This window comes from Sphaerobacter sp., from assembly GCF_019683595.1.
Lineage (GTDB): Bacteria > Chloroflexota > Chloroflexia > Thermomicrobiales > Thermomicrobiaceae > Sphaerobacter.
On sequence record NZ_JADGHZ010000096.1, the window covers coordinates 1 to 13,474 of the forward strand.

12 protein-coding genes are annotated in these 13,474 nt (G+C 67.1%); 8 read left to right on the forward strand and 4 right to left on the reverse strand.

What is annotated here, in order from left to right; translation table 11 throughout:
• Positions 1–34: 34 nt before the first annotated feature.
• The 4 genes from IRZ30_RS10970 to IRZ30_RS10985 form a co-directional block, all read right to left on the reverse strand.
• A complete protein-coding gene (locus tag IRZ30_RS10970) occupies positions 35–1,417 on the reverse strand; it encodes a DUF3536 domain-containing protein (RefSeq protein ID WP_294085131.1) in 1,383 nt (460 codons plus the stop codon).
• Positions 1,418–1,714: 297 nt separating this feature from the next.
• Positions 1,715–3,436: a dihydroxy-acid dehydratase gene (gene ilvD, locus IRZ30_RS10975; RefSeq protein WP_294085132.1), complete on the reverse strand. Its 1,722-nt coding sequence runs from the start codon at positions 3,434–3,436 to the stop codon at positions 1,715–1,717.
• A 316-nt stretch (positions 3,437–3,752) separates the two neighbouring features.
• The gene (locus tag IRZ30_RS10980; RefSeq protein ID WP_294085133.1) at positions 3,753–4,256 is read right to left on the reverse strand and encodes an iron-sulfur cluster assembly scaffold protein; all 504 of its coding nucleotides are present in this window, start codon (positions 4,254–4,256) and stop codon (positions 3,753–3,755) included.
• 103 nt (positions 4,257–4,359) lie between these two features.
• Positions 4,360–5,268 carry a sulfurtransferase gene (locus IRZ30_RS10985; protein ID WP_294085134.1) on the reverse strand — a complete coding sequence of 303 codons (909 nt, stop codon included), beginning with the start codon at positions 5,266–5,268 and terminating at the stop codon, positions 4,360–4,362.
• Between the two features lie 245 nt (positions 5,269–5,513).
• Here IRZ30_RS10985 and IRZ30_RS10990 point away from each other — a divergent pair, with 245 nt between their 5' ends.
• The 8 genes from IRZ30_RS10990 to IRZ30_RS11025 all read left to right on the forward strand — a co-directional run bounded on the left by IRZ30_RS10990 (position 5,514) and on the right by IRZ30_RS11025 (position 12,847).
• A complete protein-coding gene (locus IRZ30_RS10990; RefSeq protein WP_294085135.1) occupies positions 5,514–5,918 on the forward strand; it encodes a Fur family transcriptional regulator in 405 nt (134 codons plus the stop codon).
• Positions 5,919–6,045: 127 nt separating this feature from the next.
• Positions 6,046–6,834, forward strand: a complete 789-nt coding sequence (sufC, locus tag IRZ30_RS10995) for a Fe-S cluster assembly ATPase SufC (protein ID WP_294085136.1) — start codon at positions 6,046–6,048, stop codon at positions 6,832–6,834.
• A gap of 33 nt (positions 6,835–6,867) precedes the next feature.
• Positions 6,868–8,265 (forward strand): Fe-S cluster assembly protein SufB, encoded by a 1,398-nt coding sequence (sufB, locus tag IRZ30_RS11000; RefSeq protein ID WP_294085137.1) that lies wholly within the window; start codon positions 6,868–6,870, stop codon positions 8,263–8,265.
• 81 nt (positions 8,266–8,346) lie between these two features.
• Complete coding sequence (gene sufD / locus IRZ30_RS11005) at positions 8,347–9,681, forward strand: Fe-S cluster assembly protein SufD (protein ID WP_294085138.1); 1,335 nt, start codon at positions 8,347–8,349, stop codon at positions 9,679–9,681.
• Entirely contained in the window at positions 9,678–10,940 is a 1,263-nt protein-coding gene (locus tag IRZ30_RS11010; protein WP_294085139.1) for a cysteine desulfurase, read from the forward strand. Before sufD ends, IRZ30_RS11010 begins: the two co-directional genes overlap by 4 nt.
• 3 nt (positions 10,941–10,943) lie before the next feature.
• Positions 10,944–11,327 (forward strand): Fe-S cluster assembly sulfur transfer protein SufU, encoded by a 384-nt coding sequence (gene sufU / locus IRZ30_RS11015; RefSeq protein ID WP_294085140.1) that lies wholly within the window; start codon positions 10,944–10,946, stop codon positions 11,325–11,327.
• A gap of 56 nt (positions 11,328–11,383) precedes the next feature.
• Positions 11,384–11,701 carry a metal-sulfur cluster assembly factor gene (locus IRZ30_RS11020; protein ID WP_294085141.1) on the forward strand — a complete coding sequence of 106 codons (318 nt, stop codon included), beginning with the start codon at positions 11,384–11,386 and terminating at the stop codon, positions 11,699–11,701.
• A gap of 261 nt (positions 11,702–11,962) precedes the next feature.
• Positions 11,963–12,847 carry a polysaccharide deacetylase family protein gene (locus IRZ30_RS11025; protein ID WP_294085142.1) on the forward strand — a complete coding sequence of 295 codons (885 nt, stop codon included), beginning with the start codon at positions 11,963–11,965 and terminating at the stop codon, positions 12,845–12,847.
• Positions 12,848–13,474 lie beyond the last annotated feature (627 nt).

Sequence of the window (13,474 nt, forward strand, 5' to 3'; positions counted from 1 at the left end):
GAGGGGGGTCAGGGGGTGAGGGGGACGCCTGCCCCTAATCCCCCGCCGCGGCGTACAGCTCGGCCGCGGAGCGGGCGGTCTTCCAGCCGACCACCCCAGCCAGCCGCTGGGTGAACTCGCCCCTCACGTCGGTGCCGCAGAGCGCGTCGATAAGGCCCGCTGCGTGAAGGGCCGTGCGCACGCCGTAGGCCGCTTCGAGGCGGGTGAGATCCTCCCAGTAGAAGGCGCAACTCGCGTACATGGCGAGGCGGCTCTGCTGCGCCCGCATCAGCGTCGCGATCGCCTCGGCGTCAGGCCCTGCCTCCGGCACCCCATGCGACCGCAGCCACGCCGGAAGGTCCACCGCGCCGATGACGACATCGACGTAGCTGTCGCGCAGCGCCCAGATGTCCGCGACGACCCCGGCCGCCCGCTGCTCGGTCAGCGCGTCGATCCGCTCAGCCAGCGCGTCGAACGCCGCACGCAGCCCGGCCTTCCAGTGCCCACCGCCCGGCGTGCAGGCGCAGTCGCCCCGCCAGCGCAGCAGCTCGTGTGGGCAGCCCCAGGAGCTTCGCTCCCGAATGCCGGTCTCCCGCTGCGGCGGGTTGAGCGCGAGGTAGTGCTCGAGCGACACCGGCTCGATCCCGGCCTCACCAGCTCGCCGGAAGAGCAAGTCCTGGAGGAACAAGTCCTTGAACCGGTGGTGGTGGCCGTAGACCTCGCCGTCACTGGCGATGAGCACCAGAGGATCACCGCTTCCAGCCGGCACGTCGACGAAGCGCGGCAGGACGAAGCGGTCGACGAACGCCGGCGCCGAGTCGGTCGAGATCGGGTCGAACGACACGGTGCCCGACAGCGGCCCCTCGTAGAAGACCACCGTGAAGGTGCGGCCGCTCGGCAGCGGCACACGGTAGGCGAAGCGCGTATCCACCGGCCCCGCGGCCTGCTCCGGGCTCAGGATGGTGAACTCGAGCCCGGCGTCGGCACACGCCTCCAGCGTCGCCAGATCGACCGCCGTCTCGGGCAGCCAGATACCCTTCGGCCGTCGGCCGAAGGTGTGCTCGAACCAGCGAAGGCCCCAGGCGATCTCAGTGCGCCGGTCGCGCTCCGTCGCCAACGGCAGGATCGTGTGGTGGAAACTCTGCATGACCGCATTGCCGTGGCCGGTGCGCCGCACCGCGTTGCGGTCGGCCTCGACGATCCGCTCCAGCACCGCCGGATGGTGGCGGGCCATCCAGAGACCGAGCGTCGGCCCTAGATCGAAGCTCATCCGGTCAAAGTTGCCGTGCTCTGCATTCGGCCGGTAGCACTCAGCCAGGATCTTCTCGTTGAAATCGTGGAACGGCTCCGCACCCGGCTCGCGCGGCACCTGCCCGGTCGCGGGATCTTCGCGCGGGGGCTGATAGAAATGACCATGAACCGTCAGAAAGCGTCGCATCGCGTAAAGGTCCTCAGTGTCCTTAGTCCGGAGATCGCAGCGTGGCAGCGAAGCCACTTGTCCGGTCTAAGTGTACATCCAAGCGCCCGCGATCATTCCCCCAATTTGTCCTGACCGGTAGGTTCACGTCCGTTCGCGGCGGAGCGCTGCCCCTGACGCTCCATGCCTGACACGCCCAAGGCGTTGGTGGTCGTTGATAACGCGAAATCCGCGCCGGGGGTTGTTCCCGGCGCGGGGTTTACCTGCACGCGGTGGGTGATCGAAGTTCGCCCCACCGCGGACACCATAGACGAGTAGCTAGTCTGCCGGCGCGGCAACCGGTGCCGGCTCTTCCGCGTCCGCGTAGGGGTCGCGGAGCACCGCGCCGGTGTTGGCGGAGGTGACGAGGTGCGCGTATCGCCGCAGGAAGCGGCTGTCGATCGGCTTGCGCAGCGGCCGGTGGGCCTTCCGGCGCACGGCAAGATCCAACTCGTCCAGCTCAACGTCCAGGCGATTGTTCGGGATGTCGATGCTGATGATGTCGCCGTCGCGCAGCAGGCCGATCGGCCCCCCGGCCGCCGCCTCGGGTGAGACATGCCCGATGCAGGCACCCCGAGTCCCGCCGGAGAAGCGCCCGTCGGTGATCAGCGCCACGTCCTTGCCCAGGCCCATCCCCATCAGGTTGGCCGTCGGCGCGAGCATCTCCTGCATGCCGGGCCCGCCCTTCGGCCCCTCGTAGCGGATGACCACCACGTCACCGGGGACGATCTTGCCCGAAAGGATCGCGCTGCAGGCGTCCTCCATCGACTCGAACACGCGCGCCGGGCCACGATGGGTCAGCATCTCCGGATCGACGCCGGCCGTCTTCACCACGGCTCCGTCCGGCGCGAGGTTGCCAAACAGGATCGACAGGCCACCGCGCTCGCTGTATGCGTTCTCCAGCGGCCGGATCACCTCCGGGTCCCGAATCTCAGCATCCTTGATGTTCTCGCCCAGCGTCTTCAGGGTAACCGTCATCTGGTCGAGATCGAGCACGCCGGGCTTGCGTGAGATCTCCTTCAGGATCGCGCTGATCCCGCCGGCCCGGTGCACATCCTCGATGTGCCAGTGCGACGCGGGGCTGACCTTGCAGATGTGCGGCACCCGCGCCGAGACCTCATTGATTCGCTGCAGCGGGTAGTCGAGCCCCGCCTCGTGCGCCAGCGCCAGCCCGTGCAGGACGGTGTTCGTCGAGCCACCCATCGCCATGTCGAGCGCGAAGGCGTTGTCGAGCGCCTCCAGGGTGACGATCTTCCGCGGCGTCAGGTCCGCTTCCAGCACCGCCATCACCTGCCGCGCCGCTGCCCGCGCCAGTTCGTCACGCTCCGGCGTGTTCGCCAGGATCGTCCCATTGCCAGGCAGCGCCAGGCCCAACGCCTCCAGGAGGCAGTTCATCGAGTTGGCGGTAAACATCCCGGAGCACGACCCGCAGCTCGGGCACCCGTACTGCTCCAGCAGACGCAGCTCCGTGTCGTCAATCTTCCCCGCCTGATAGGCACCGACCCCTTCGAAAACCGAGATCAGGTCGACCTTGCGCCCGTCCGGCATCGTCCCGGCGGCCATCGGCCCGCCGCTGATGAACACCGTCGGGATATCGAGTCGCATCGCGGCCATGAGCATCCCGGGCACGATCTTGTCGCAGTTGGGGATGCAGATCATGGCGTCGAACTGATGGGCTCGGATCATCGCCTCCACCGAGTCGGCGATAATCTCCCGGCTCGGCAACGAGAACTTCATCCCGATGTGGCCCATGGCGATGCCGTCATCGACGCCGATGGTGTTGAACTCGAACGGCACGCCCCCCGCCTCGCGCACCGCCTCCTTCACCACCTGCCCGAAGCGCTGGAGATGCACGTGGCCCGGGACGATATCGACGTAGGAGTTCACGATGGCGATGAACGGCTTACCGAAGTCCTCCTCGGACCGGATCGCACCGGTGGCGCGCAGCAGGCTCCGGTGCGGCGCTCGCTCGAACCCTCGCTTGATGATGTCGGACCGCATTCTCACGCATTCCTCCCCAGCGCACGCGGGCGGGCAAGACCCTCCTCAAGCGATCCGCCGACAAGGTCCCGTCCGTAGCCGCAATGCATCGGCGCGACAAGTGCAGTGATTATAGCGAGACGCAGAGCGCAGACAATCGCCCGCCGACAGCCCGATGCGGCACTTGGGAGCGTACGGTCCGATCGGACCGTGTAATCAGGACCACGAGCGTCCCGACCCCCTCTCGTAACGTAAGCACCCCTCTCCCGACATCGGGAGAGGGGCTGAAGGTGACGGCCGATTTGTCCGTCGAGACTCGGCGCGGAATCGAGCGCTCCTAATGTGACCTGGCTGCCTGGTCGTCGGCCTGCTCCAGGGCCGCCTCGCCGGTGACGATGCCCATTTCCTCATTTTCGGCCTCGATGGCATCGAGCCGCGCATCGGCTAGCATCCGATCCCGCAGGTACTTCTGGACCGCCGCCTTGAGCGTCCCGAGGGCCAGCGTGGCGCACTTGGGCCGCGACTGCACCGCCTCCGCGCCCAGGATGTCCATCATGGCGTGGTAGTCCGTGTTGACGATCGTGTCGAGATCCCACTTCTCGTCGTGGATCATCTCCATCAGGATGGAGGCGGCCGCCTGGCTGATGGTGCAGCCCTCGCCGACGAACGACACGTCCTTGATCGACTTGCCGTCCTCATCCACCGTCAGGTAGACCGTGATCACGTCGCCACAGCCCGGGTTACCACCCGGCATCACGACGTCGGCCCCTTCGTCGGCGTGACGGTGCCGCGGGTGCTCGTAGTGATCCAACAGCAGCTCGATCTGTTCCTGACGGTCCATCGGTGTCCTCTCTGTCGGCCCGGCCGCTCGTCGCTCTCGATCTCAGTGGGCAGGGCGCCGGTCGGCGCCCTGCCGTGATCCTCTAATCCTATCAGGCCAGACGCTACTTCTCGATCGGCACGCCCACGACGTTGCCCCACTCGGTCCAGGAGCCGTCGTAGTTGCGCACCTTCGGGTAACCCAGCAGCTCGTGGAGGACGAACCAGCTATGCGCCGAGCGCTCGCCGATCCGGCAGTAGACCACGATGTCCTTGTCGGGCGTGATCCCCTCGTTGCCGTACAGCTCGCGCAGCTCGTCCCCAGTCTTGAACGTGCCGTCCTCGTTCACCGCGCGGGCCCAGGGGATGTTCTTCGCCCCGGGGATGTGCCCGCCGCGCTGCGCCCCCTCCTGCGGGTAATCCGCCATGTGGAGCAACTCGCCGCTGTACTCCGCCGGGGAGCGGACGTCGACCAGCGGCAGGCTCTGCCCGACCTTCCGGCGGCCCTCGTAGCCGATGTGCTTCAGCACGTCGTCGCGGAAGGCGCGCAGTTCTTCTCGGATCGACCGCGTCGTCCACTTCGCGGGCGGGTAGCTCGGCACCTCACGGGTGAGCGGGCGCCCCTCGGCCTCCCACTTCTTGCGGCCACCGTCCATGATCTTCAGGTGATCGTGTCCCATGTACTTGAAGAACCAGTAGGCGTAGGCGGCCCACCAGTTGTTCTTGTCGCCGTAAAAGACCACGGTCGTGTCGTCGCCGATCCCCAACCGCGACATCAGCGCGGCAAACGCCTCGGGGCCGATGAAATCGCGCACCACCGGATCCTGCAGGTCCTGATGCCAGTCGATCTTCACCGCCCCTGGGATGTGCCCGATGTCGTAGAGCAAGACGTCCTCGTCCGACTCGACGATCCGGATCGACGGGTCGTTGAGGTGCTGCGCGACCCATTCGGTCGTCACCAGCACGTCGGGATTGGCATAGCCCCGCGCTGCGATCTCCTCCGAGACGGCGGGGGGCACCGACGATTGAGACATCTTGGCCTCCTTACGCTAACACGCGGCACGGCCGGCGCGCACGTTACCTCGGCCCGGGAGCGCCGGTTCTTGACTCCGACAACCACGTCGGCCCCCGGTCCTATTCCCACCGGGACTGTCGCCGCAACCGCCGCACCAAGAGTGTTGACGAATCCCGACTACCAGAGTAAGGTATACCACGGTGGTAGTAGGAATCATTCCTAGCTAGGAGTCAGTCTCAGGTGCGGGGCGACCCGGGAATCCGGATGACAACCCAGCGGGCAGCGATCTTGGCCGAGGTGCAGGCTGCCGACGAGCACCTCACGGCAGGCGAGATCTTCGAGCGTGTACGCCGCAAATACCCGACCATCGCGTACGGGACGGTGTACCGGACGCTGCACCTGCTGGCCGAGCGTGGCCTGATCCAGGAGTTCCCCTTCGGCGACCAGGCCAGCCGCTTCGACCGCCGCACCGACCGCCACGATCACGTCCACTGCACCTCCTGTGGGGCGCTGGTGGATGTCGACGTCCCGAGCGCTATCCTCGCGCGCCAGGTGGCGGCGGACCAAACCGGCTACGAAATCCACGGCCACCAAACCGTCTTCACCGGAATTTGTCCCGATTGCCAACGTGCGCGCCAGAACGGCAAAGACGGTCGGGACGGCGACTAACGCCCGCACCGCCTGCCGCCGGTTCTGTGTGCGCCGATGGTATCGCGTTTCGAAACCAATTGGTAGAATAATGGGGGAGCATCCGGCACGGGCCGGGGCGAGACAGTAGGAGGTATGAGGCGAGCCAATGAGCGACGCAAGCCCGCTGTTCGTAATTGAGAATCTCCACGCCGGGATCGAAGGGCAGGAGATCCTGCGTGGCGTCAACCTGACGATCAACCGGGGCGAGATCCACGCCCTCATGGGTCCGAACGGATCGGGGAAGAGCACCCTGGCCTATGCGGTCGCCGGGCACCCCAACTACGAGGTGTACGAGGGCCGCGTCCTGTTCAAGGGCGAAAACGTCCTGGAGATGGGTCCGGACGAGCGCGCCCAGCTCGGCATGTTCCTCGCCTTCCAGTACCCGACCGCGATCCCCGGTGTGACGATGGCCAACTTCCTCCGCCTGGCCGTGAACTCCGTGCGCCAGGCACGGGGCAACGGCGAGGGCAAGCCGCTCACGCCGCGTGAGTTCCGCCGCCTGCTCCGCGAGAAGATGGAGCTGCTGCGCATCGACGAATCCTTCGCCAGCCGCTACCTGAATGAGGGCTTCTCCGGCGGGGAGAAGAAGCGGGCTGAGATCCTCCAGATGGCGATGCTCGAGCCGGAGTTCGCCATCCTGGACGAGACCGACTCCGGCCTCGACATCGACGCCCTGCGCACGGTGTCGGAGGGCGTGAACTCGATCTTTACCCCGAACATGGCGATGCTGCTGATCACGCACTACCAGCGGCTCCTCAACTACATCAAGCCGCACTTCGTCCACGTCATGCTCGACGGCCGCATCGTCGAGTCCGGCGGGCCGGAGCTGGCGGAGGAGCTCGAGCAGCGCGGATACGACTGGCTCAAGGAGGAGTCCGGGGCGGTCGGCAGCTAGCCGTCGCTCGACCCACCAGAAGGGACGACGTTCATGGTTGCCAAGCCAGAGCTCGAATTCGAGTACAAGTACGGGTTCCGCGACGATGCCGAGCCGGTCTTCCGCTCCCGCAAGGGTCTGGACCGCGAGGTCGTGATCCAGATCTCGGAGATGAAGGGCGAGCCGGAGTGGATGCGGGACTTCCGGCTCAAGGCGCTGGAGTACTTCGAGAAGCGCCCGGTACCCACGTGGGGCGCTGACCTGAGCGGCCTCGACTTCGACGACATCTACTACTACGTCCGCGCCAGCGAGCGCCAGGGCCGGAGCTGGGACGAGGTTCCCGAGTACATCAAGCAGACCTTCGACCGCCTGGGCATCCCCGAGGCCGAGCGGAAGTTCCTCGCTGGCGTCGGCGCGCAGTACGAGTCCGAGGTCGTCTACCACTCGCTGCGCGAGGACCTCGAGAAGATGGGCGTCATCTTCCTCGATATGGACTCGGCGGTGCGTGAGCACCCGGACCTGGTCAGGCAGTACTTCGGCACGATCATCCCGCCGAACGACAACAAGTTCGCCGCGCTCAACTCCGCGGTTTGGTCGGGCGGCTCCTTCGTCTACGTGCCGAAGGGCGTCAAGGTCGAGGTGCCGCTCCAGGCCTACTTCCGCATCAACTCGGAGAACATGGGCCAGTTCGAGCGGACGCTGATCATCGTCGACGAGGGCGCCTACGTCCACTACGTGGAGGGCTGCACCGCGCCGACCTACAGCACCGCCTCGCTGCACAGCGCCGTCGTCGAGATCATCGTCAAGGAAGGCGGTCGCTGCCGCTACACGACCATCCAGAACTGGTCGAAGAACGTCTACAACCTGGTGACCAAGCGCGCCGCGGCCTACAAGAACGCGACCATGGAGTGGGTCGACGGCAACCTCGGCTCGAAGGTCACCATGAAGTACCCGGCCGTGTGGCTGATGGAGCCGGGCGCCCGCGGTGAGGTCCTCTCGGTCGCCTTCGCGGCCGACGGCCAGCACCAGGACACCGGCGCCAAGATGGTGCACGTCGCGCCGTACACCTCCTCGCAGATCATCTCCAAGTCGATCTCGAAGGAGAGCGGGCGGGCCTCCTACCGGGGCCTGGTCAAGGTCCACAAGGGCGCGCACGACGTCAAGTCCAACGTGGTCTGCGACGCCTTGCTGCTCGATGAGACCAGCCGGACCGACACCTACCCCTACATGGAGATCGAGGAGGAGCGCGTCTCGATCGGCCATGAGGCCACCGTGAGCAAGGTTGCCGAGGAGCAGCTCTTCTACCTCCAGAGCCGCGGCTTAAGCGAGGCCGATGCCATGAGCATGATCGTCAGCGGGTTCATCGAGCCGATCGCTAAGGAACTCCCGCTGGAGTACGCGGTCGAGCTGAACCGGCTGATCCAGCTCGAGATGGAGGGCTCCGTCGGGTAGGCGGCGCCGCTCGAGATCGACGACGCGGCATTCTGGCCCGGGGGCGGGCGCCGCGGCCTGCCTCCGGACGTGAGGGAGAGCATGGAAGCAGCAGTCAAGGACGCAACGAGAGGATTCACGCGCCGCGCGGTCGAGGAGCTCTCCTCGCTGCGTGGTGAGCCGGACTGGGTGCGCGAGAAGCGCCTGGCCGCCTGGGAGGCCTACGAGGCCATCCCGATGCCCACCCGCACCGACGAGGAGTGGCGGCGGACCGACATCCGCCGCCTGCCGATCGGCGACGTCGCCCCCTACGCGACCCCCAACGGGCGGGTCGACTCGGTGGCGGCGTTGCAGCCGGAGGTCGCGGCCGTCCTCGGCGACGAGGAGCGGCGGGCCGGGCTGACGGTCCAGGTCGACTCCAGCAGCGTCTTCAGCGAGCTCAGCGCCGACCTGGCGGAGCAGGGCGTCATCTTCTGCGACCTGGCAACCGCGATCGAGAAGCACCCGGACCTGGTTAAGCAGTACTTCATGACCGAGGCCGTGCCGGTCAACGACAACAAGTTCGCCGCGCTGCACGGCGCCTTCTGGAGCGGCGGCACGTTCGTCTACGTCCCGGCCGGCGTCCAGGTCGAGGTGCCGCTCTGGGCCCAGGTCTACGCGCATGCCGGTGTGGGCGTCTTCCCCCACACCCTGGTCGTGGCCGAGCCGGGTTCCAGCGTCGTGGTGATCGACGCCTGGAACTCCGAGACGAGCGACGAGCCGACCATCGCCGCCGGCGTGGTGGAGATCATCGCCCGCGAGGAGGCGCAGGTCCGCTACATCCAGTTGCAGGACTGGGGTCGCAACGTCTGGAGCTTCGTCACCCAGCGCTCGCTGATCGCCCAGGACGCGGTGGTGAACAGCCTCAACGTCGGCCTCGGCTCCAAGCTGAGCAAGTCGTTCATCGCCGGGCATCTGGTCGGCGCCGGTGCGCTGGCCGAGATGCTGGGTCTCTACTTCGCCGACGAGACGCAGCACCTCGACTTCCAGACGCGCCAGTGGCACATCTCGCCCTACGCCACGAGCGACCTGCTCTTCAAGGGCGCCATCAAGGACCGGGCGCGCACCGTGTACTCGGGTATCATCAAGGTCTTCGAGGGAGCACAGCGTACCGACGCGTACCAGGCCAACCGGAACCTCATCCTGAGCCGCACCGCGCGAGCCGACACGATCCCCAACCTGGAGATCGGCGCCAATGACGTGCGCTGCACGCACGGCGCGACCGTCGGGCAGGTCGAGGAGGAGTACATCTTCTACCTCATGAGCCGCGGCATCGGGCGCACCGAGGCGGTCAAGCTCATCGTGGACGGCTTCTTCGACGAGGTGATCGAGCGGGTGCCGGTACCTGAGGTCCAGGAGACCGTTCGGGCGGCAATCGCCCGGAAGATCGGGCTATGAGCACTCACACGACGACCCCGCCAGGCACCTTCGATGCTCGGCAGGTCAAGCAGGACTTCCCGATCCTGCAGCAGACCGTCCACGGGAAGCCGCTGACCTACCTCGACAGCGCGGCGAGCTCGCAGAAGCCTCTGGTCGTCATCGAGGCGTTGGACGCGTACTACCGCGCGTCCAACGCCAACATCCACCGCGGCGTCTACTGGCTCAGCGAGCACGCCACCGCCCTCTACGACGAGGCCCGCGAGAAGGTCGCCCGCTTCATCAACGCCCCCGACCCGCGGAGTTGCGTCTTCGTCCGCAACGCCACCGAGGCGCTCAACCTGGTCGCCTACTCCTGGGGCCGCGCGAACCTTGAGCCGGGCGACACGGTGGTCCTGACGCTCCTGGAACACCACAGCAACATCGTCCCCTGGCAGATCGTCACCGCCGAGCGCGGCGCGACGATCCGTTACGTCGACATCGATCACGACGGCCGGCTGCGCCTCGACCAGCTCGACCACTACCTGCGCACCGAGCGGGTCAAGCTCGTGGGCGTGACCCACGTGGCGAACGCATTGGGGACAATCAACCCGGTCGCGGAGATCGCCGCCCGGGCGCACGCCGCCGGGGCGCTGGTGCTGGTGGACGGCGCGCAGAGCGTGCCGCACATGCCGGTCGATGTCCAGGCACTGGACGTCGACTTCCTGGCCTTCTCCGGCCACAAGATGCTCGGCCCGATGGGCATCGGCGTCCTCTGGGGCCGCCGGGAGATCCTGGAGGCCATGCCGCCCTTCCTCGGCGGCGGCGACATGATCCGCGAGGTCACCACCTGCGGCTCCACCTGGGCCGACCTGCCCGCCAAGTTCGAAGCGGGCACGCCCAGCGTCGGCGACGCGGTGGGACTGGGCGCCGCCATCGACTACCTGACCGCGCTCGGCATGGACGCGGTCCGCGCCCACGAGCGGGAGATCGTCGCCTACGCCCTGGAGCGACTGGCGCAGGTGCCGGGCGTCACCCTCTACGGCCCCACCGGCGAGGATCGCGCCGGGGTGGTCAGCTTCACCCTGGACGACATCCACCCCCACGACATTGCCAGCATCCTCGACAGCGAAGGGGTCGCCATCCGCGCCGGGCACCACTGCGCCCAACCGCTCATGGACCGGCTCGGGGTGGTCGCCACCGCGCGCGCCAGCTTCTACGTTTACAATAGTGAGGAAGACGTCGACCGCCTGGCCGACGCGCTGCAGACCGTACGGCGCATCTTTGGTCCAGGAGCGTGAGCCGTGGCAGATCTCTACCGCGAGAACATTCTCGACCACTACCGCAACCCGCGGAACTACGGCACCATCGAGAACGCCGACATCTCGTACGAGGACAGCAACCCTCTCTGCGGCGACCGCGTGCGCATCGACATGCGCATCGAAGACGGCAAGATCGCTGAGATCAAGTTCACCGGGCGCGGGTGCGCCATCAGCCAGGCATCCGCGTCGATGTTGACGGAGATGGTGGAGGGCGCGGACCTCGACGAGATCCGCGAACTCAGCGCCCAAGACATCCTGGACGAGCTCGGGGTGCCGATCAGCCCGGCCCGCGTCAAGTGCGCGCTGCTGGGCCTCAAGGTGCTCAAGTCCGCCGCCTACGGGATCACCGACTGGCCGGAGCACTGAGCCACAGGTCACCCACGGGCGGCCACCGGGCGCCCTGAGGAACAGAGGAGCAGTTCATGCCACACTTCACCGCCGACGACGTACGCGAGCACCTGAAGACCGTGTACGACCCCGAGATCGGCATCAACATCGTCGATCTCGGCCTGATCTACGACATCGACCTCACCGAGCGCGACGACAAGACCGACGTGCTGGTAACCATGACCCTCACGTCGATGGGCTGCCCGCTCGGCCCAATCATCATGCAGGAACTCAGCCGCGCGCTCGACGGGCTGCCGAACCTGGGCGAGGTCAACGTCAACCTCGTCTGGAGCCCGCCCTGGACCCCGGACATGATGTCCGAGGAAGCCAAGGACGAGCTCGGCATCTGGTGATCCGACGCATTCGCCGGCACACCACACCGCCCGGCCGCGTGGCCGGGCGTTTCCATGCACACCGCCGACCCCATTCCGCAAATGGGCGACGGCATCATACCGGTTTCGGATGACAAGAGCAGGCGCTGGAGTCAGTAACGATGCCCGCGCACCTTGATACGGCGCCCGCGCAACGATCTTGCTAGCCCATGCGTCGAAGTCGTAGCGGCCGGTGGAATCCACCTGGCCCGACCGCGTCGCCGCCCATGGGAAGGGACCGCAATGTCACGACGCCTGCGCGCCACCGCTCTCATCCTGTTCCTTGCCCTCCTCGGCATCGCCCTCGCCGCCTGCAGCGGTCCGGGTGGGGCTGAACCCACGCCCACCGCGACCCCTGCCGCGACGGCGACCGTCGAGCCGACCAGCACGGCGCAGCCCACCGCCGCGCCCGAGCCGACGCCGTCGCCCACCGCGACGCCTGAACCCACCCCAACGCCGCCGCCGAGCCCATCCCCGACACCGACACCGCCACAAGCAGCCGAGCCGGTGACCATCACCCGTGCGGATACGTCCGAGAAGATCGTCGCACTCACCTTCGACGCCGGGGCTGATGCCGGGTACGTCGACCAGATCCTCGACACGCTCGCCCACGAGGGGATCCACGCGACCTTCGGCATGACCGGCGTCTGGGCCGAGCAATACCCCGACGCGGTCCGCCGCATCGTGGCCGAGGGCCATCAGATGATCAATCACACCTACGATCACCCCTCGTTCACCGGCTTCTCGACGAACCAGCCGCCGCTGAGCCGCGAGGAGCGAATCGCCACCCTTCAGCACACCGAAGACGTGATCCGCCAGATCGTCGACTACGATATGCGGCCCTACTTCCGCCCACCGTACGGGGACTACGACGACTCGGTCATGGTCGACATCGCCGAGGCAGGCTACACGGTCAACGTCCTCTGGAGCGTCGACAGTCTGGGCTGGAAAGGACTGACGGCGCAGGAGATCGCGGATCGCTGCGTCTCGATGACCGAGCCGGGCGGGATCATCCTGATGCACGTCGGCTCGCAATCCCAGGACGCCGCCGCGCTGCCCGATATCATCGCCCGCCTCCGCGCCGACGGCTATCGCTTCGTGACCATCAAGGACATGGTAGGGCGCTAGGCACGCACCGCCGCCAGGCGTGGACGCTGCCTCCGCCCTCCTCAACCATGGCGCCTGGCCCATGCATCGGGTTCACGGCGGCACGTACCTGGGTTACTCCTCGTTATGACAAGGCGAAGCCGACTGATGGAGTTTGACGGATTAGGTGGGTGTCCGCGGGTCGGCGCGTTCCCCGGGCGGGAGGTGTGAGGGTCTCGGTGCGTGGCGCGTGCCCGGGCTCAAGCCCCGGGCTCACAACGAAAGCCGGCGGAAGCCGGCTACATGGAGTGCGGCGGCCTGAGCCGCCGCTGTGGTATCGCGTGGCCGCAGCCGCGCGGGGTTGGATTCGTACCGCCGTCGGGACGCTGAATGGGTGTCGCGAGGGTCCCACGCCCTGGCGCGTGCCCGGGGCTAAAGCCGCCGGGCTGAATAGGGGTAAGCCCACTGAAGGGGCTGTGATGACGACATGCAGGCGTATCCAATACAGCTTCCGGCTACGCCCAGCGTTCCCCAGCCGGCTTCAGCCGGCTTTTCCTTGTCAGCCCGGGGCTTATGGAGTTTGACGAATTACCGTGGTACATGTACCGGTCACCGTCGTCTCGTCTTTGTCATCCTGAGCGGAGCCGGGCCGCGCGGGGCGCCGGGCGG